The following is a 19,182-nucleotide window of genomic DNA, read 5'->3' as shown; positions in this document are numbered from 1 at the left end:
GACCGCGTCAGGCGCTGATGCTGGCCGGGTGCGAGGGCTGGTCGAGCTCACCCGGGACGCCCGGGCCGGGCTCCGACGGGGCACGGAGAGTGGATAGGCTGACCCGCTCCGTGCCGCCCGTGGTCTCGGCCGGCGGGGTGGACCGTTCGAGGAAGCGGAGCAGCTCGACCGGGAAGGGCAGTACCAGGGTCGAGTTCTTCTCGGCAGCCACCTCCACCACGGTCTGCAGCAGCCGCAGCTGCAGCGCGGCGGGGCTCTCGGCCATCACGTCCGCCGCCTCGGCCAGCTTCTTCGAGGCCTGCAGCTCACCGTCGGCGGTGATCACCCTGGCCCGCCGCTCACGCTCGGCCTCCGCCTGCCGGGACATCGAGCGCTTCATCGACTCGGGCAGGGCGACATCCTTGATCTCCACCCGGTCGATGTGCACACCCCACTCCAGCGCCGGACTGTCGATCATCAGCGCCAGCCCCTGGTTGAGCTGCTCGCGGTTGGTCAGCAGGTCGTCCAGGTTGCTCTTGCCGATGATGGAGCGCAGCGAGGTCTGGGCCACCTGTCCGACCGCGAACTCGTAGTTCTCCACGTCGACGATGGCGCACCGCGGGTCGACCACCTTGAAGTAGACGACGGCATCCACCCGTACGGTTACGTTGTCCCGGGTGATGCCCTCCTGGCTCGGGACCGGCATGGTGATGATCTGCATGTTCACCTTCTGCAGCCGATCGATGACCGGAACGATCGGCACTAAACCGGGGCCGCGGAGCGTTCGCCGCACCCGGCCGAGCCGGAACACGACGCCCTGCTCGAACTGCTGCACCACCCGAAGGCTCATGCCCACACCCACCAGGGCGAGGAGCACCACCCCGATCAGCACCATGACCCAGACGGCCATCGCACCCTCCTCACGACTCTGATATCGTAACACGATGTATAGCGCCTCAACAGCCGTGGAAGCGCCAGGTGCAGCGTGACGACGTCGAGCCCCACCGACGGCGCGAGCGGCGACGGCGAGCGCGGCTCGGACCCCCTGACCAAGGCCGACTTCGAGGAGCTGGCCCGGTTCCGGTTCGGCATCCGGCGCTATCTGCGAGTTAGCGAGGAGTACGTCCGCAGCCACGGACTGACCGCGCAGCGCTACCAGTTGCTGCTGGCTCTGAAGGGGTTCCCGGGTCGTGACTGGGCCTCGGTCTCCGAGCTCGCCGAGCGGCTGCAGGTCCGCCATCACAGCGTGGTGGAGCTGGTCGACCGGACCGAGCAGCAGGGGCTGGTGCAACGGGCCAGCCACCCCGACGATGCCCGAGCGGTACGCGTCCAGCTCACCCGGAGCGGCGAGCAGGCGCTGGCTCGGCTGGACCAGCTGCATCGCGACGAGCTGCGCCGGATAGGAGTGGCCTTCCGCACCCTGCAGTGGGACGCGCTGCTGGAGCAGGACGGCGGCGACGGCGACCGACCGGCCCCGGAGCGACGCACCGGCAGATGATCGTCCTGGGGCGGCCACAGACAGGCACTGGCGGTCATAGACAGATGGCAGGGCCTCCCACGTCCAACGCTGCGGGCGGTAGCGTCGTGGCCAGCGCGCAGCCCGGACGCCTTCGAAAGCCCCAGGCATCGCCGTGACCGAGATGAGGCCGATGACACGTCGACCACCAGACGGATCGGCACACAACTCAATTGATTTCACCGGCTCGATTAATTCCAAAGGCTCAGTTGATTTCACAGGGAGGATGACGGACATGCCCACATGGTTGATCACCGGCTGCTCGACAGGGCTGGGGCGGGAGCTCGCCCAGGCGGTCCTGGCGCACGGACACAACGCGGTCGTCACCGCCCGTGACGCGGCGAGTGTGCAGGATCTGGCGGACGCGCATCCCGCCACCGCGCTCGCCCTCTCGCTCGACGTCACCGATCAGGCACAGGTCACCCGCGCCGTGCAGCAGGCGGAGGAGCGCTTCGGCGGTGTGGACGTGCTCGTGAACAACGCCGGCTATGGCTACCGGGCCGCGGTCGAGGAGGGCGAGGAACCCGCCGTGGCGCAGCTGTTCGCCACCAACTTCTTCGGTGCTGTGGCGATGATCAAGGCGGTTCTGCCCGGCATGCGTTCCCGCCGCCACGGCTCCATCGTCAACATCTCCTCGATCGGCGCGCGCATCTCGCCGGCGGGCTCCGGCTACTACGCGGCGGCCAAGGCCGCCCTGGAGGCGATGTCGGCATCGCTCCGCAGGGAGGTCGAGCCGCTCGGCATCTCCGTGACGGTGGTCGAGCCCGGCGGGTTCCGGACCGACTTCTCCGGCCGTTCGCTGCAGCAGGCGCGTGAGCCCATCGCCGACTACGCCGACACGGCCGGACGGCGGCGCAAGGAGCACGACACCACCCACGGCACCCAGCCGGGCGACCCGGTGCGGGCCGCGCGGGCGATCATCACAGCCGTCGAGGCGCCCAGCTCGCCGTTCATGCTGATCCTCGGTCAGGACGCGCTGCAGGCCTTCCGGGCCGTGGCCGACGGGCTGCTCAGGGAGCTGGATGAATGGGAGGAGACCAGCCTCAGCACCGCCTTCACGTCCTGAGTCCGAGAAGCCGCGCACACTCGTGATCGTGGGGCTTCGGAGACGTCAGGAGGGCAGGCCCTCGACTCCGGAGCCGGCGAGATCGCTCCGGGCGGCCGTGGTGCGCCCGGTCATCAGGAGCAGCAGGGAGAGCGCGCTGCCACGGACCTCCGGCCCCGCACCGACGGACCAGTCGGTGTCGGTGGCCGTCAACCTGCGCCCGGCGAGGCGGCGGCTGGCGTTGAACGGCCACCCCATGGCCCAGACCCGTTCGAGTCCTTGGCGGGTGTAGTCGACGGGGACCGGGAAGTCGCGGCGCAGCGGGATCGCCAGGTCCTGACTGTGCACGATCACGTCGAAGAGTGAGTTGCGGGTGTCCAGGGCTCGGGCTGTCGTCCGGTCGTCGGCGTGGTCACGCAGCTTGGTGACGATCCGCTGCGGCGGAACGGAGCCGGCACGCCGGGCGAGCAGGGTGTTGATGCGGTTCGGGTTGAAGCCGGCGCGGGGCGCGGCAGCGATCATCTGCCAGGTGGTGATGGTGGGCACCAGGGCCAGGTGGCCGGCGACGTCGCGGACCCGCCAGCCCGCACAGAGCGAGGCGGACTCCCACTCGGCGGGGCTGAGCGTCTCCAGCAGGTCGGCAATCCTGAGCCGGACCGTACGGACCGCCGACCAGTACTCCTCGTTCATAGCCGACCCCTTCTCTGCGACCCTCCCATATTAGTCCGAACTTCGGACTTCTGTCACGATGAAGCCATGGCTGCCGATGACGCTGAGGCGATGAACCTCGGACTCTTGCTGTTCATCCCGTACCGGTTCATGGAGTCGGCCGTGCTCGCCGCGCTCAAGGCGCACGGGCACGACCTTCCGCTGAGCCAGGCCCGGGTGTTCCAGCGCATCGCACCAGCCGGGTCGCGACTCGGCGAGCTGGCGCAGGCGGCACAGGTGAGCAAGCAGACTGTGGGGTCGATCGTGGACCAGCTGGAGCGGGCGGGATACGTCAACCGCATCCCCGACCCGACCGACGCCCGCGCCCGGCTGGTGGTCGTCACGGACCTGGGCCGGGCACTGGTGAAGCTGAGTGTGCCGGTGGTCCGCGAGATTGAGAGCGCGTGGGAAGCGCATCTCGGACCGGCCAGGACCCGCGAGCTGCGGCAGGCGCTCGAGGCTCTGCGGGAGATCACCGATCCCTTCGCCTGACCGAAGGTCGCTTCAGCGGGTGGTCGCGCCCCCGGTAGGAATCGAACCTACGACCGACAGATTAGAAGGCTGCTGCTCTATCCTCTGAGCTACGGGGGCCGAGCGCGGCCTGGCGGCCGGCGCACGACTAGGCATTTTATCTGCCCGGCCATACTTCTCCTACCGAGGCGATGCGCGCCGGGGCCGCGCCGGCGTCCGCCGGCCGGCCGATAGGGTTCTCCCGGTGAGCCACCCCGACCAGCACGCGGTCCCCTGGAGCAAGCTGGTGCTGCCCGCGTACGGCCCGACCGTGCTGGTCTCGATCGGCTACGGCGCCGTGATCCCACTGATCGCCCTGTCGGCCCGGGCGCTCGGGGCAAGCGTCGGCACCGCCGCTCTGGTGGTCGCCCTGATCGGCATCGGCCAGCTGGTCGGCGACCTGCCCGCCGGGGCGCTGGCCGCCCGGATCGGTGAGAAGCGGGCCCTGATCGGTGCCTGCCTGGTGGACTCGCTCGGACTGCTCTGCGCCTTCCTGGCGCACTCGGTGGTCCTGCTGGCCGCCGCAGTCTTCGTGACCGGCCTGGCCGGAGCCGTGTTCTCGCTGGCCCGGCAGGCCTACCTGACCGAGGCCATCCCGATCCGAATGCGGGCCCGTGCCCTGTCGACCCTGGGCGGCACGTTCCGGATCGGGTCGTTCATCGGACCGTTCATCGGCGCGGTGCTCGTGTCCCACTGGAGCATCGGCTCCGCCTACGGGTTCGCGGCCGCGATGAGCCTGGCAGCCGCCCTGCTCACCTTCCTCTTGCCCGATATCACTCACGGGCACCACGTGAACCAACCCGACGGGCGCCGGCACCGGTCCGTCTGGTCGGTGCTGGCCGAGCACCGACGGGTGTTGTTGACCCTGGGCAGCGGCGTCCTCGTGCTCTCGGCCGCCCGGGCCACCCGGCAGTCGATCGTGCCGCTCTGGGCCGAGGCGCACGGGCTGGACGCCACCACCACCAGCCTGATCTTCGGCATCTCCGCCGGTGTGGACATGCTGTTGTTCTATCCGGGTGGGGCGATCATGGACCGGTTCGGCCGGGTCTGGGTGACCGTCCCGTCCATGATCATTCTTGGCCTTGGCTTCTTCCTGCTGCCGTTCACCTCCGGCGCCCTGTCGATCGGCCTGGTCGCGGCACTGATGGGGCTCGGCAACGGGATCTCGGCGGGCATCGTGATGACACTGGGCGCCGACGCCTCCCCCGACGACGCACGGGCCCAGTTCCTGGGCGGCTGGCGGCTCTGCAGCGACTTCGGCAACGCCCTGGGTCCGCTGGTGATCAGCTTCGTCACCCTGTTCGCGCCGTTGTCGGTGGCGGCCGTCACCCTGGCCGTGATCACCTGGGCCGGCTCCGGCTGGTTGGGCCGATGGGTGCCGCGCTACGCCCCCAAGCCGCACACCTACCGGGTCGCGAGTCGAAGGTGACAAGCCCGCGGCCTAGAGTGGGGCGGGTGAGCGAAATGCTGGTGTGGATCGACTGCGAGATGACCGGGCTGGACCTCGTCAATGATGCCCTGATCGAGGTGGCGGCTCTGGTCACCGACGCCGACCTGAACGTGCTCGGTGACGGGGTCGACGTGGTGATCGCTCCCAGCGCCGAGGCGCTCGCCCAGATGAGCGACTTCGTCCGCAACATGCATGAGACCTCGGGGCTGCTGGACCAGCTGCACGCCGGTCTGACCATGGCCGACGCCGAGCACAAGGTGATGGACTACATCACCCAGTTCATCCCGGAGCCCAAGAAGGCCCCGCTGGCGGGCAACACGATCGGCACCGACCGCGCGTTCCTGGCACGCGACATGCCCACCCTCGAGTCGCACGTGCACTATCGCAACGTCGACGTGTCCAGCATCAAGGAGCTGGCCCGCCGCTGGTACCCGCGCGTCTACTACCAGTCGCCGGCCAAGAGCGGCAACCACCGCGCACTGGCCGACATCCAGGAGTCCATCGAAGAGCTCCGCTACTACCGCGAGACGCTGTTCGTGGCGCCGCCAGGCCCGGACACGGCCACCGCCAAGGAGATCGCCGCCAAGCACCAGGGCATCCTGACCGGCGCGCCGCGCGCCTGAGTCCGCTACCGGGGCGGCCTGATTTTCGCTGCACCCGGTTCTCCGGCTACACTTCACGCTGCTGCACGTGAGCGGGCCGAGGTCCGCCCTCGAGGGAGCATGGTGGGTATAGCTCAGCTGGTAGAGCACCTGGTTGTGGTCCAGGAAGTCGCGGGTTCGAGTCCCGTTACTCACCCCAGGTGGGTCAGGTGTGAACTTTCGACCAAGGGACCACCCTTGGAGGAAGTTCGCACCTGGCCCTCTTTCTTTGCCTCGGCGGCCCAGGTGAGAGCGTCGGCCTGCAAGTCGGCGTCGCTCAGTCCGTCGTATGGAGTCCGGTAGCCGACGCGCACGTCGTTGTCCTCGTCGACATAGATCGCCTTGAACAGCGCTTGGTTGCACAGCCGGCGGTTCGCGTCGTCAGCGTTGGCGTAGATGTCGGCGACGTTGGACAGCAGGTTCAGTGAGTCATCGAGATTCGCCCGCGCGTCCGCGTAGTGCCCGTGGTGCGCGGCGATCCGGTACGCGATGGTCTCCAGCGAGGCCGTGATCCGGTCCTGCTCCTTCTTGAGGAGATCGAGCGGGATCGCGCCGGCGTAGTGGGCCTGGAGCAGCTTCTGTTATTCATGCACCTGGGTCGCGTCCGCTGCCGAGCGGTGAGCGCCGAGCACGGTCTGAACCTGGTCCCACACCTCGTTCGGGACGATCGCCTCGTGCGCTCCGGCGTAGGTGACACCCTGATATCGCACGCTGCCCTTGTCGTAGGGGTTCGTCAGCATCCGGTGCACAGAAGACTTGGTGATGGGCCGCGATGGCTGTCGTGGCGTCGCCGCACTGGTCAGTCCGCAGGCCACGAGCTCTTGGTGGAGCTGGCTCGTCGTCCAGTCGCCGGAAGCGAACACCTGGAACGCCCACCGGCCCAGCGGCGCTCGTTCACCGTCGGTCTCGACGGTGCGGACTTCCCGTCCGAACTCGTCACGCACCCCGACGTTGCGGTAGCCGATGGGTGCCCTCGCCACTGTGCCTCCCTGCGCTGCCTTCTGCGACAAACCCTTGACCACCTCGGTGGCGAGGTTGCGCGACTGGGTACAGGTCTCCGCAGAGACACTCGATCGCGGGACAACTCGGGTCGCGAGAAGGGTGGAGAAGCGCGCGCCTGGATTCACTCCGAGAGTGGGCGACCGCACCTCCTGGAGCGGCATCTACTACGCGACCCCACAGGACGCCGGCCTCCACGCACAGGACATCACCATCGGTACTCCCGCAGGGCCAGCCCCCGCCTGGCGCTTCGACGGCGACCGCACAACCTGGGCGATTCACATCCATGGCCTCGGCAGTATCCGAGCCGGAACACTCCGCGGCGTGCTCGCGGCAACTGATCTCGGCTACACCTCACTCGTCACCACCTACCGCAACGATGGCGAAGGCCCACGGGTCGGCAACGGCCGCTCAACCCTCGGCGCCACCGAGACCCCCGATGCCGAAGCCGCCATCGAGTACGCCGTACGGCACGGAGCCCGGCACATCGTGCTCTTCGGATGGTCGATGGGGGCAGCCATCGCGCTCCAGCTCGCCAACCGCTCGCCGCACCGAGACGCCATCGCGGGCCTCGTGGTCGACTCGCCCGTGCTCGACTGGACCGAGGTCATCAAGGCGAACTGCACCCGCAGCGGCCTCCCCGCAGCAGCGGGCAGCCTCGCGATCCCGTGGCTGACCCTCCGCCCCCTGGCTCGCATGGTCGGCCTACCGGCGGCCATCCCGCTCCGATCCTTCGACTGGACCGTCCGAGCGGCCGACCTCACCACGCCCACGCTCATCCTCCACGGCACCCAGGACGACTCCGTACAGATACGGCTCTCACAAGCGCTCCAAGACCGCCGCCCCGACCTCGTCGCGCTGGAGGCCTTCGATGCCGGACACACGCTGTCGTGGAACTCCGACCCCGGCCGATGGCAGTCGGCGGTGACCACCTGGCTCACCACGCGCATCCCGTCCTGACAAACCTCGCGAGAACCGCCCACGGCACCCATCTCGTTCGGCCACGCCCGGACAAACCCGACTCAAGAGGCACACTCCCGATATCATCAAGCGTGTTGGCCCGCTCGGGCCGTAGAGCGAGGGAGGACCAACGTGGCTGAGCCGTGGCTGTCCGCAGACGACATCGCCGCCCACCTCGGGGTCACCAAAGACACCGTCTACACCTGGATCGCCGAGAAGGCCATGCCCGCCCACAAGATCGGGCGCCTCTGGAAGTTCCAAGCCAGCGAGATCGACGACTGGGTGAGACGAGGCGGGGCCGCGTCCTCGTCCGAGACCGCGCAGTCGGGGTGGGCATCGCACCACTCTCAGCCGTCACCGTCGCTTTGTCGGTGGCACCCCATAACCTGATCCACTGCCCAGGAACCGGAAGGAGGCACCAGATGAGCGTCACATTCCAGACGGACGGCCGATACGCACTGTCGTTCACCAGCGGTGCCCTCTTGACCAGGGAGGCCGTCATCGCCGCGCCACTTTACCTGGACGTTCGTGACTGGAGTGCTGTCCGCGACCAGCTCCGCGCGGAGAATCTGCTCCAGGCGAGAACCGCATCGTCCGGGTTCCGGCTGGCGCGCGAGGTCGCGCAGCGCTTGGCGGTGCTCACAGATGCTGAACTGGAGTTGCTGCGCGACGCCAGTCCCAGCGAGCGTGGCCACCTGATGTGGGTCGCGGCATGTCGACGCTACGCGTTCATCGGCGACTTCGCCGAGGAAGTGGTGCGGGAACGGTTCCTGCTGCTCACGCCCACGCTTGGCTACGACGACTTCGACAGCTTCGTTCGAGGGAAGGCGCTGTGGCATCCGGAGCTCGCTGAGGTGAAGGACTCGACGTTGCAGAAGCTCCGCTCAACCGTGTTCCGGATGCTGACCGAGGCTGGCCTGCTCACCGGCGGTGAGATCGTCCACGCGCCCCTGTCCGAGCGGGTCCGAGACGCGCTGGATGCGCAGGTACCCAGCGATGTGCGGTTCCTCCCGACTCGCGACGGCAAGGAGGGCACGCTGTGACATTGAATGAACTCACTCATGAGGAGGAGCACCTGTTCGCGGTGCTCAGCGGCGATCGTTTCTTGAAGATGGAGGGTCTCTCGAACGAGGTCCCGTTCTTCATCTACCCCTACGAGCCCGAGCACGCCCTCGACGTGGCGAAGGCGAAGAAGCGGGTCAAGAACCGGCTGGCGAGCAGAGGCATCGAGGTTCGCGAGATCAACCTCTACGACCTGTCGGTGGAGGTTCTCAAGGAGCGCGGCGACTGGGACGAAGTGCTTGAAGTCGAGCCCGAGCTGGACAAGGCCGAGTTCACCGAGATGCTGCAGTCCATGCTCAACCCGCAGCAGCGCCTCGCTCCTGCCATTAGAGCGAAGCTCGCTGACGGCGGATTCGACATCGTGTTCCTGACCGGGATCGGCGAAGTCTTCCCCTACATCCGCTCCCACAACGTGCTCAACAACTTGCAGAGCGTCGTGGTAGGCCGACCGATGCTCATGTTCTTCCCCGGCCGCTATGAGCAGTCCGACACCCTCGGCTCGTCGCTGGTGCTGTTCGGCAGGTTGAAGGACGACCAGTACTACCGCGCCAAGAACATTCTGGAACAGGAACCGTGACCGTCATGCAACTCACTGAGATTTTCGCCAAGGACGTCCAGCGGCCCATCGAGGGCGTCATCAAGGCCGATGACGTTGCGCACCTGGGCACCGAGGTCGACGAGTACGTCCTGACCAACGAGGCAGCCAAGGGGCTGGAGCTGCTGCTTGAGGCGTACACGAGCTACACCAACGCCAACGGTGTGTGGATTTCGGGCTTCTTCGGTTCCGGCAAGTCGCACCTGTTGAAGATGCTCGCGCACCTCCTGGGCGACGTGGAGGGCGACGACTTCCCGCGCGGCCGCGTCTCGGCGAGTTTCCGCGCCAAGGCGACGGACGCCTTCTTGCCACCGCTGCTCGACAAGGCCGACCGCATCCCGGCGAAGAGCCTCCTGTTCAACATCGACCAGAAGGCCACCCTGATTAGCAAGGATCAAACCGACGCCCTGCTGCGTGTGTTCGTGAAAGTCTTCGATGAGTCCCGCGGCTACTACGGCGACCAGGGCCACATCGCCCGGTTCGAACGGCAGCTCGACGACGAGGGCCAGTTGGACGCGTTCAAGGACGCCTTCCGTGCTGTGTCCGGTCGCGAATGGGTGGAGCGCCGGCCGAGCTTCGGGCTCCCGACGGTTCGCCGCCAGGTCAACGAGGCATACGCCCAGATCACCGGCCTGGACGCATCGACCGCTCCCGACGTCCTGAAGACCTATCAGGACACCTACTCGGTGTCGATCGAGGACTTCGCCGACGAGGTCCGCGCGTGGCTGGACAAGCAGCCAGCAGGCTACCGACTGAACTTCTTCGTCGATGAGGTCGGGCAGTTCATCGGCTCCAACACGCATCTGATGCTGAACCTTCAGACGATCGCCGAGTCACTGAACACGAAGTGCGGCGGGCGTGGTTGGGTGTTCGTGACCTCACAGGAGGACATGGACAGGGTCGTCGGAGACCGCACCAAGCAGCAAGGCAACGACTTCTCGAAGATTCAGGCCCGGTTCAAGACCCGCGTCAAGCTCACCTCCGCCGACGTGGAAGAGGTCATCCGCAAGCGCCTGCTGGAGAAGAACAACAAGGGCGCCCAGGTGCTCGAAGCGGTCTACGCGCAGGAGTCGGCGAACTTCAAGACGCTCTTCGACTTCGTCGATGGCGCCAAGACCTACCGCAATTTCACCGACGAGGCCCACTTCGTTGGCACTTACCCGTTCGTGAGTTACCAGTTCCCTCTGTTCCAGGCCGCGATCGAGGGCATCTCCGACCACAACGTGTTCGAGGGCCGCAACAGCTCTGTCGGTGAACGCTCCATGCTGGGTGTCGTCCAGCAGGTCGCCAAGGACATCGGTGACGTCGAGATCGGCACGCTGGCCACATTCGACAGCATGTTCGCTGGCATCCGCGCCTCGCTGAAGTCCGCAGCACAGCGCTCCATCGACCGGGCCGAGCGCGACCTTCCCAACAGCGGCTCACCGGTCACCAAGCTCGCGGTGCGGCTGCTCAAGGCGCTGTTTCTGGTGAAATACGTGGAGAGCTTCCAGGCCACCCCGCGCAACCTGACTGTGCTGGTCTACAACCGGTTCGGGCTGGACCTGCCGGCGCTGTCCAAGCAGGTTCAGGAAGCGCTGACGCTGCTGGAGACGCAGACCTATGTGCAGCGCAACGGCAACGTGTACGAGTACCTGACGAACGAAGAGCAGGTGATCGAGGAAGAGATCAAGAACGTCGAGATCGACTCCTCCGAGGTTTCGACCCGGCTCAACAAGATCCTCTCCGGCGATGTCGTCAAGACATCGAAGCTCCGCTACGCCAAGAACGGGCAGGACTTCGCGTTTGGGTACAAGCTCGACGACCAGGCCTTCGGCCAGCAGCGCGAACTCTCGCTGCACTTCATCACCCCCGAGTACCCCTACGGTCCGGAGGAGATTCGGATGCACTCGGCGGGCAAAGACGAGCTGCGCGTGATACTCGCCCCCGATGACCGGGTGCTGGCCGACCTGCGGCTGCTGATCAAGACCGAGAAGTACACCAAGCGCAAGCAGACCAGCTCACTGTCCCCGACCGAGGAGCAGATTCTGCGAGCCAAGGCGACCCAGAACGCGGAGCGGGAGAAGGAGCTGGTCGAGCGCATCCGCCGCGCCGTCGGACGCGCCGATCTCGTCATCAACGCCGCAGACCTGCCGGCGGGGTCGCAGGACGCAATCACCCGGATCACTGACGGGTTCCAAGACCTCATCGCGCGGACCTACACGCAGCTGAGCCTCCTTGGCGGACGCACCTACTCCGAGCAGCAGGTCGCCGGATTCGCGAACCCTGATCAGTCCGCGATGATTGACGACTCCTCGCTCCACGCGCTCGCCGCACCGGCCGACGAGCTGCTGTCGTACCTGCTGCAGCGTGACCGGCTCGGTGAGCAGGTCACGGTCAAGAAGATCGTCGATCACTTCCAGGCCAAGCCCTACGGCTGGGACCTCGCCTCCATCGAGTGCGTCACAGCCTGGCTCGTCGGCACCTCGAAGATCATCCTCACCGTCGACTCCAACATCCTCAAGCGCAGCGAGGTCGCCGCCGCGCTGCGCAACACGCAGAAGCACTCCCACGCCGTCGTCGCTCCGCAGAGGACCTTCGATCAGCGCAAGGTCGCGGCACTGCGCGCGTTCTGCACAGACTTCTTCGACGAGCCCACCGCGCCGAAGGACCCCCTCGAACTGGCCCGGCACGCCAGCGAACGCCTCCGCGCCAAGCTCGACGAGCTCAAGGCACGAGTCAGCGGCTCGAAGTACCCCTTCGTTTCTCAGCTCGACGCTCCGATCTCGCTGCTGGAGTCCGTCGCTGGTAGGCCGGACGACTGGTACCTGACCGAATTCGCCATCGCCGCCGATCTGCTCGACGCGAAGACCGACATCATCGACCCCATCCAGGCATTCCTCGGCGGCGCCCAGCGGAAGATTTTCGACGAGGCAACCGAGCTGGTTGCCGGCAACGCCAGCAATCTCAACTACCTCCCCTCCGGCAGCAGCCAAGACGTGGCGCAACTCCTCGCCGACCCGCAGGCCTTCCGTGGCAATCGCATGACCAAGCTCAAGGCTGCCGCGGTCGAGCTCCAGTCCCGCATCGACGATGCGCTTGTGGCCAACCGCGATGAAGCACTGTTGGAGATCGACTCCCGTTGGGCGCCCCTCCAGACCAGCACGATCTATCTGGACGCCACCGACGACGCCCAGCACAGCGTGAGCCAGAAGGTCAGCGCGATCCTCGACCGAATTCGCAGCGAGAGCCAGATCGCCATCGTCCGCGAGATCGCGAACACCTTCGAGGAACGCACATACCCGGCAATCCTCGACCAACTCGCCGCGTCGCCCCGCACCAGCAGCGCGGACGACAACGACGAGCCAACCCCCGCCCAACCCACGAAGCAGACCGTCTCGGTCAAGAGCATCAGCGCCACCGGTATCCACGGCGTTCTGGAGACCGAGGAGGACGTCGATCGCTACCTCGACGCGCTGCGTGCGGCACTGGTCCAGGCCCTCAACGACGACAAGCGCATCGCGCTGTAGGAGACAACACGTATGGAAACCGCACCGCTGAAGAGCTTCGCCACCTGGGCCAGGCGCGAACTCATCACCCAGGTCAGCGCCCGACTGACCGCCGTGCTCGCCCCAGCCTCACCGGAGCGGGTCGAGAAACCGCGTGCCGTCACCATGCTCGAACGCGACATCGCAGCTGCCGGCGGCGGAGCCAAGGGCAAGGACGCGGTCGCCGACAAGGTCGCCTACACCTGGTTCAACCGCATCATCGCGCTGCGTTTCATGGACGCCAACGGCTACACCGGCGTCGGCGCCGTCTCACCCGCTCATGGCCAGCAGACCGGACAACCAGAGGTACTCGCCGACGCCAAGCGCGGCAACATCGACCCCGCCGTTGTTAGCAACAAGCGCACCCTTGACACGATCATCGGACTCCTCGACGGCACCCGTCCCAGCGCAGACGCCCAAGGCGAGGCGTACACACTTCTGCTCGCGGAGTACTGCCGCTATTGGAACCGCTCCATGCCATTCATGTTCGAGCGTGAAGGCGATTACACCGAACTCCTCATCCCCGCGAACCTCCTCGCCGCGGACTCCATCCTCACCCGGGCCACTGCGGTGCTCACTCAGGAGGTCTCCCGGGATGTCGAGGTGATCGGCTGGCTGTACCAGTTCTACATCTCTGAGCGGAAAAGTGAAGTCTTCGCAGAGTTCAAGAAAGGGAAGAAGGCTGGCGCTACCGAGATTCCCGCCGCGACCCAGTTGTTTACCCCGCACTGGATCGTCCGCTACCTCGTCGAGAACTCCCTCGGCCGCCTCTGGATGCTCAACCACCCCTCCTCCCGGCTCGCCGACCAGATGGACTACTACATCGCACCAGTCGACGAAGAGACCGACTTCCTCAAGATCAGCAGCCCCGAGGAGTTGAAGGTCATCGACCCGGCCTGCGGCTCCGGCCACATGCTTACCTACGCCTTCAACCTGCTCTACGCGATCTACGAGGAAGAGGGCTACGCCCCATCTGAGATTCCTGAGGTGATCCTCACTCACAACCTCTACGGCACTGAGATCGACCCACGTGCCGGAGCGCTGGCGGCGTTCGCTTTGACCATGAAGGCCCGCGCCAAGCAGCGGACGTTCTTAAACAAGCCAGTCGCGCCCAACGTCTGCGTCCTCGACCCGATCCGGTTCACGCCAGACGAGATCGACTTCCTGCTGGCCCGCGGCGGCGACAAGCACGCCGAGTCGGCCTTCTGGAACCAGTTCGAGCACGCCGACACGTTCGGGGCGCTCATCCAGCCTAACCCGGAGCTGACCGTTCACCTCAAGCAGCACATCACCCAGCTCGACGACGGTGGGGACATCCTCCTGGCCAACTTGCTGGACTGCGCAGGACGGGTCATAGCCCAGGCCGAATACCTCAGCCAGCGCTACCACGTTGCGGTGACAAACCCGCCCTACATGGTTCTGCGCAACATGGGCGACCGGTTGGCAACCTTCGTGAAGGCCCGTTTCCCGGAAGCACCATCGGATTTGTGGGCTGCCTTCATCATCCGTGCCCGCAGGTTGGTCGTTCCGAGTGGGTTCACGGCAATGATCACCATGCAGAAGTGGATGTTCGGATCATCCTATCGGGATCTCCGGCAGGGCGTGTTGAATGGGGGGTCCATTGCATCACTTATTCAACTCGGGCCTGGCGCGTTCGACTCCATTGGCGGCGAAGTTGTTTCGACAGCGGCGTTCGTTTTGACCGGCGATGGCGTGTCGGGGGTAGTCGGCGAATTTCTCGACTTGACGCTCGCGCCAAACGAGGTGGGCAAGCGGCGTCTTCTTGAACTTGGCGTTGGGGACGCTTCGCGTCGCTTCCGAGCCTCAGTAGATCAATTTCGGATGGTCCCGGGTTTGCCGGTTGCTTACTGGATTCCGGAGAGGGTTGCGAGGTCTTTCGAGGGAAAGGCGTCGTTTGGTTCGCGAGCGGAGCTCAAGTCGGGCGTTTCGACCGGGGACAACTCGCGATTCCAACGGTGTTGGCATGAAGTTTCCTTCGGCCGAATAGCCCCAATTGGCTCCAGAGACAGCGCGTCGAAGTTTCGCTGGGCGCCGTGCAACAGCGGGGGTGAGCCTCGCAGGTGGTACGGGAACAACACCGTGGTTATGGACTGGGAGGACGCTGGCATGCGTATCCGACAGCATCCTGGTTCCGCGCCGCGAAATCTGGAGTACCAAGGCCGTGAGGGAATCACCTACACGAAGAACGGTGGCGCCACCTTCGCAACCCGCTATTCGCCCGCCGGGTTCGTATTCGATGACACAGGCAGGATGATATTCCCGCGAAGTGCAGCGGCAATAAGCGAGGTGTTGGCGTTCACGAACTCGGTCGTGGCTCAACTTTACCTTGACATCATGTCCCCAGGGCTGAGTTACACGAGTACCGAGATCGGGAATATGCCCAGCCTTGACTTTGAAGCGTCCCAAGTGTCGAATCGCGTGGAACGTGCAATAGAGATATCGCGCAATGATTGGGATTCGCGCGAGCACTCCTGGGGGTTTGATGTGTCGCCAGCCCTCACGGCACATCGAGAATCGGGAGCGACGCTAGCTGCTTCATGCTCAGCGTCAATCAGAGACGGTCGAGCACTGACGGTGGAGCTTCGTGGCCTGGAAGCGGCCAACAACGAGTTCTACTCGAAGCTGTACGGTCTTGATGGCGAGGTGGAAACGGACGTTGCAGAGGCTCAGATCACGCTCTTCCGTAATCCGGCGTTCGTGGTTCCAAATGCGGTGACAGATGCCGAGCGTGATCTGGGAGCTGTTCGGATTCTCGTTGGGGACCTCGTCTCCTATTCCGTGGGCTGCATGTTCGGTCGCTATAGCCTCGACGAACCCGGCCTCCTCCTCGCCGATCAAGGATCAACGGTGCAGGACTACCTCACGAAGGTGCCGGTGCCGACCCTCGTCCCCGATGCAGACAACGTTCTTCCGATCGTCGATGGTGACTGGTTCGAGGATGACATCGTTGCGCGGTTCCGCCAGTTCCTGCGGGCGGCGTTTGGGGAGCAGCACTTCGAGGAGAACCTTCGGTTCGTTGAGGAGACGCTTGGGGTCAAGGCGCTGCGAGAGTACTTCATCACTCGGGCCGGTCGGTCGAAGTTCTACGACGATCACGTGCAGCGGTACAAGAAGCGCCCGATCTACTGGCTGTTCTCCAGTCCGAAAGGGTCGTTCAACGCGCTGATCTACATGCACCGCTACACCCCGTCCACCGTCTCGACGGTGTTGAACGAGTACCTGCGCGAGTTCGAGTCGAAGCTGGAGGCGAACCTCCAGCACCAGGATCGTCTCGCCGCCGGAGACGGCACGCCACGCGAGAAGGCTGCGGCGCTAAAAGAGTCTGATCGGCTCCGTAAGGTGCTACTGGAGCTGGGCGAGTACGAGCACGATGTGCTCTACCCGTTGGCATCGCAGCAGATCGCGATCGACCTCGATGACGGGGTGAGGGCCAACTATCCGAAGCTCTACCCGGCCCTCAAGAAGATCACAGGGTTGGAGTCTGCCGATGAGTGAGACCGAGCGGACGCCAGGTGGCAGGCAGATTGTCGTCTCACTGGCACGACAGTCCCTCGCCGGGGCCGGCTACGCAGAGTTCGATGGTAAGCGCAAGCGCCAGGAAGCGCTCAAAGCTGACGCCGCCGACCTTGAGACTCTGCGAGCGATCGAGCGAAAGCTGGAGGGCGACGAGTGAGTTCACTTAGCGCGGTCCTCCCGCACCTGGAGCAGCGGTTCGAGTCGCAGCGGCTCGTCTTCTGGCATGACGCCGACGGCGAGTACGCCTCCGAGCTCGACGCCCTGGACGTCGCCGGTGTCACCACGTTGCGGGTGGAGAACAACGAGTACGCGGTGAAGAACAGAGTGCTCCATGATGAGCCGACCGGCAAGTTTCTCATCTACCGCGGAGCCCCCGTGCCGCCCGGTATAGGGAACTGGCTTCTCGATCTTGAACTGGCGTATGGGGTATTCACCGCCGACCGGACGACGCTGGTGCGTCAGGGGCTCGGCCTCACCGGCAGCGGGATCGACGCGGTGATCCGGGACCATGAGAAGTTCTTCCGCGCCGCGAAGCGGGTTCAGAGCCTCAGGGCACTGCTCACGGCCGAAGATAACGCGGACCGGCTGCGCGCCAAGATGTGCGCGGTGCTGCTTGGTCAGCGCGAACACAGCATGCTGGAACTCACGCGCGCCCTGCTGACCGAGAACGCGCGCGACGACCGCGACAAGTACGAGGCCCTAGCCGAGCAGGGACTCGACAGTTTCCATTGGGCCGGCGTCGCCAAGATTTACGGCTACGAGGCGAGCGAACCCAGCGTCGATGACTTCGTGCTGTGGATATTCCGCCAGGCGATCAACGGGTTCGCGTCGGACACCCCTGCCGCCCTGCGCAACATCCAGCTCGACTTCGCGAGCCTGCGCAACGACCGCCGCAGCGCTGACGCCCTTGCCATGCTGGCACGGCGGGCCTCGGAGAGCCTGGATTACGCCAGCAGCATCGAAGACGCCGAACTCTCTGAACTCGTCGGGAACGATCTTTTCGAGGACGTAGAACGCAAGGTCATCAGCACCCTCGCTCGCGCCATCGTCGAGCGGACGATGAGTGCGCGCGAGGTGTTCGAGACCATCCGTGCTCGCCAAAGCAGCATCTGGGTTGATAGTTATCGGGAACTGTATGCGGCGCTCGGCGCGGCCTCCGACGTGCTGAGTGAACTCGCGACCGAGAAGTTCGAGATCACCTCGTTCGACGAGGGTCTCGACCGGTACCGCAAGAGTTGGTTCCGCATCGACCAGCTCTACCGGCAGTTCCACTTCGCCGCCCGCACGACCGAGTACGCCGGCCCGCTCGAAGTTCTCCGGGTCGAGGTGGAGAAGCACTACGCGAACCGGTTCCTCTACGAACTCGGCACCACCTGGCAGCAGCAGGTCGACGCGGTGGATAACTGGCGGTCGGTGACGCTGCGTCCGCAGACGAGGTTCTTCGCCGATCACGTCGAGCCGATCATCCGGAAGGGCAACCGGAAGGCCGTCGTCATCATCTCTGACGCTCTGCGCTACGAGGTCGCCGACGAGCTTCGCTCACGCATCCGCCAAGAAGACCGGTTCGACGCAACGCTCGAAGCGGTGCTCGGCGTCCTCCCGAGCTACACCCAACTCGGCATGGCCGCCCTCCTGCCGCACAAGAAGCTGGGCCACTCCCACGGTGGGGACCCGGTGCTCGTCGACGGCCAGCGTTCCGACGGAACAGGGAACCGCAATAAGGTGCTTGCTCTGGTAGATGGGTTCGCGATCCAGGCAGAGGAAGTCCTCTCCATGCCGCGCGCCGAGCTGCGGGAGCTATATGGCGCGCATCAGGTGCTGTACGTGTACCACGACCGGATCGACGCAGTGGGTGACAAAGCCCGCACCGAACGCCAGGTGTTCGAGGCCGCCAATGACGCTCTGCGCGATCTGGTCGACCTCATCAAACGTCTGACCAACGCGAACGCGACGAACATCCTCGTGACCGCCGACCACGGCTTCCTCTACCAAGACACCGCGCTCGCCGATGCGTTCTACCTTTCCACCAAGCCCCAGGGCGACGACCTCGTGGTGACGAACCGCCGATACGTACTGGGGCGAGGCCTCAAGGACGATCCCGCATTCCGAAAGTTCCAGCCTGAACAGCTCGGGCTCAGCAGCGATCTCGAAGTGCAGATTCCCAAGTCAATCCACCGGCTCAAGCTGCCCGGCGCAGGCTCACGGTTCGTCCACGGCGGCGCCTCACTCCAGGAGGTCGTCGTGCCGGTGCTGACGGTCAACAAGAAGCGTAAGAGCGATACTCGTCTGGTCAACGTGGAGGTCTTGCCGGAGACCGACAAGATCACCACGGGTCAACTTGTCGTGAAACTCTTCCAGTCCGAGCCCGTCAGCGAAAAGGTGCAGCCGCGCACGCTTCGGGCAGGCATTTACGTCGGTGAGACGTTGATCTCGAACCAGTCCGAGCTGATCTTCGACCAGCCGTCCGACGACAAGCGCGACCGCTACCAGAGCGCACGGATGCTGCTCAGCCAGGACGCGAACGAGTTCAACAACCGCTCCGTCGAGTTCCGCCTCGAAGAGCAGATACCCAACACCACCCAGTGGCGCGTCTACCAGCGGGCTCAGTACTTGCTCAAGCGCTCGTTCACGTCGGACTTCGATTTCTAGGGGA

Annotated in this window: 16 protein-coding genes and 2 tRNA genes; 14 read left to right on the top strand and 4 right to left on the bottom strand. The window is 65.4% G+C overall.

Translation table 11 applies throughout. From position 1 onward, the window contains the following. Positions 1-7: 7 nt before the first annotated feature. The gene (locus tag JOE57_RS14010) at positions 8-889 is read right to left on the bottom strand and encodes a slipin family protein (protein WP_204918893.1); all 882 of its coding nucleotides are present in this window, start codon (positions 887-889) and stop codon (positions 8-10) included. A 75-nt stretch (positions 890-964) separates the two neighbouring features. Between JOE57_RS14010 and JOE57_RS14005 the strand changes: the two genes are divergently transcribed. Continuing rightward, positions 965-1,477 carry a MarR family transcriptional regulator gene (locus JOE57_RS14005; RefSeq protein WP_204918892.1) on the top strand — a complete coding sequence of 171 codons (513 nt, stop codon included), beginning with the start codon at positions 965-967 and terminating at the stop codon, positions 1,475-1,477. A gap of 253 nt (positions 1,478-1,730) precedes the next feature. Beyond that, the gene (locus JOE57_RS14000; RefSeq protein ID WP_204918890.1) at positions 1,731-2,561 is read left to right on the top strand and encodes an oxidoreductase; all 831 of its coding nucleotides are present in this window, start codon (positions 1,731-1,733) and stop codon (positions 2,559-2,561) included. Between the two features lie 45 nt (positions 2,562-2,606). Here the strand turns inward: JOE57_RS14000 and JOE57_RS13995 are convergent, their stop codons facing one another. Further along, on the bottom strand, positions 2,607-3,230 hold the full coding sequence (locus JOE57_RS13995; RefSeq protein ID WP_204918888.1) for a maleylpyruvate isomerase family mycothiol-dependent enzyme: 624 nt from the start codon (positions 3,228-3,230) through the stop codon (positions 2,607-2,609). A 66-nt stretch (positions 3,231-3,296) separates the two neighbouring features. Here JOE57_RS13995 and JOE57_RS13990 point away from each other — a divergent pair, with 66 nt between their 5' ends. Beyond that, a complete protein-coding gene (locus JOE57_RS13990) occupies positions 3,297-3,740 on the top strand; it encodes a MarR family winged helix-turn-helix transcriptional regulator (RefSeq protein WP_204918886.1) in 444 nt (147 codons plus the stop codon). Between the two features lie 26 nt (positions 3,741-3,766). Here the strand turns inward: JOE57_RS13990 and JOE57_RS13985 are convergent. Then, positions 3,767-3,839: transfer RNA gene (locus tag JOE57_RS13985), tRNA-Arg, on the bottom strand. A 124-nt stretch (positions 3,840-3,963) separates the two neighbouring features. On the opposite strand from JOE57_RS13985, the gene JOE57_RS13980 reads away from it, so the two are divergent. The 3 genes from JOE57_RS13980 (at position 3,964) to JOE57_RS13970 (ending at position 6,009) form a co-directional block, all read left to right on the top strand. Continuing rightward, positions 3,964-5,187 (top strand): MFS transporter, encoded by a 1,224-nt coding sequence (locus tag JOE57_RS13980; protein ID WP_420827681.1) that lies wholly within the window; start codon positions 3,964-3,966, stop codon positions 5,185-5,187. A 35-nt stretch (positions 5,188-5,222) separates the two neighbouring features. Continuing rightward, on the top strand, positions 5,223-5,831 hold the full coding sequence (gene orn / locus JOE57_RS13975; protein WP_204920460.1) for an oligoribonuclease: 609 nt from the start codon (positions 5,223-5,225) through the stop codon (positions 5,829-5,831). Between the two features lie 102 nt (positions 5,832-5,933). Further along, positions 5,934-6,009, top strand: a tRNA-His gene (locus tag JOE57_RS13970). Between the two features lie 421 nt (positions 6,010-6,430). Here the strand turns inward: JOE57_RS13970 and JOE57_RS18725 are convergent. Continuing rightward, positions 6,431-6,829 (bottom strand): recombinase family protein, encoded by a 399-nt coding sequence (locus tag JOE57_RS18725; RefSeq protein WP_338041316.1) that lies wholly within the window; start codon positions 6,827-6,829, stop codon positions 6,431-6,433. Positions 6,830-6,983: 154 nt separating this feature from the next. Here JOE57_RS18725 and JOE57_RS13960 point away from each other — a divergent pair, with 154 nt between their 5' ends. From JOE57_RS13960 to pglZ, 8 genes are all read left to right on the top strand, one after another. Further along, complete coding sequence (locus tag JOE57_RS13960; RefSeq protein WP_204918885.1) at positions 6,984-7,808, top strand: alpha/beta fold hydrolase; 825 nt, start codon at positions 6,984-6,986, stop codon at positions 7,806-7,808. Positions 7,809-7,940: 132 nt separating this feature from the next. Continuing rightward, positions 7,941-8,198, top strand: a complete 258-nt coding sequence (locus JOE57_RS18720) for a helix-turn-helix domain-containing protein (RefSeq protein WP_338041315.1) — start codon at positions 7,941-7,943, stop codon at positions 8,196-8,198. 32 nt (positions 8,199-8,230) lie between these two features. After that, positions 8,231-8,851 carry a DUF1819 family protein gene (locus JOE57_RS13950; RefSeq protein ID WP_204918883.1) on the top strand — a complete coding sequence of 207 codons (621 nt, stop codon included), beginning with the start codon at positions 8,231-8,233 and terminating at the stop codon, positions 8,849-8,851. Next, complete coding sequence (locus JOE57_RS13945; RefSeq protein WP_204918882.1) at positions 8,848-9,447, top strand: BREX protein BrxB domain-containing protein; 600 nt, start codon at positions 8,848-8,850, stop codon at positions 9,445-9,447. Before JOE57_RS13950 ends, JOE57_RS13945 begins: the two co-directional genes overlap by 4 nt. 5 nt (positions 9,448-9,452) lie before the next feature. Then, positions 9,453-12,974, top strand: a complete 3,522-nt coding sequence (gene brxC, locus JOE57_RS13940) for a BREX system P-loop protein BrxC (protein ID WP_204918880.1) — start codon at positions 9,453-9,455, stop codon at positions 12,972-12,974. 12 nt (positions 12,975-12,986) lie between these two features. After that, positions 12,987-16,508: a BREX-1 system adenine-specific DNA-methyltransferase PglX gene (gene pglX, locus JOE57_RS13935; protein ID WP_204918878.1), complete on the top strand. Its 3,522-nt coding sequence runs from the start codon at positions 12,987-12,989 to the stop codon at positions 16,506-16,508. Further along, entirely contained in the window at positions 16,501-16,686 is a 186-nt protein-coding gene (locus tag JOE57_RS13930) for a hypothetical protein (RefSeq protein WP_204918876.1), read from the top strand. The genes pglX and JOE57_RS13930 overlap by 8 nt, the downstream gene beginning before the upstream one ends. Further along, on the top strand, positions 16,683-19,178 hold the full coding sequence (gene pglZ / locus JOE57_RS13925) for a BREX-1 system phosphatase PglZ type A (protein WP_204918875.1): 2,496 nt from the start codon (positions 16,683-16,685) through the stop codon (positions 19,176-19,178). The genes JOE57_RS13930 and pglZ overlap by 4 nt, the downstream gene beginning before the upstream one ends. The last annotated feature ends 4 nt before the right edge of the window (positions 19,179-19,182 follow it).

It is taken from the genome of Microlunatus panaciterrae, from assembly GCF_016907535.1.
GTDB lineage: Bacteria > Actinomycetota > Actinomycetes > Propionibacteriales > Propionibacteriaceae > Microlunatus > Microlunatus panaciterrae.
This window is presented reverse-complemented; position numbering and strand designations above follow the sequence as displayed.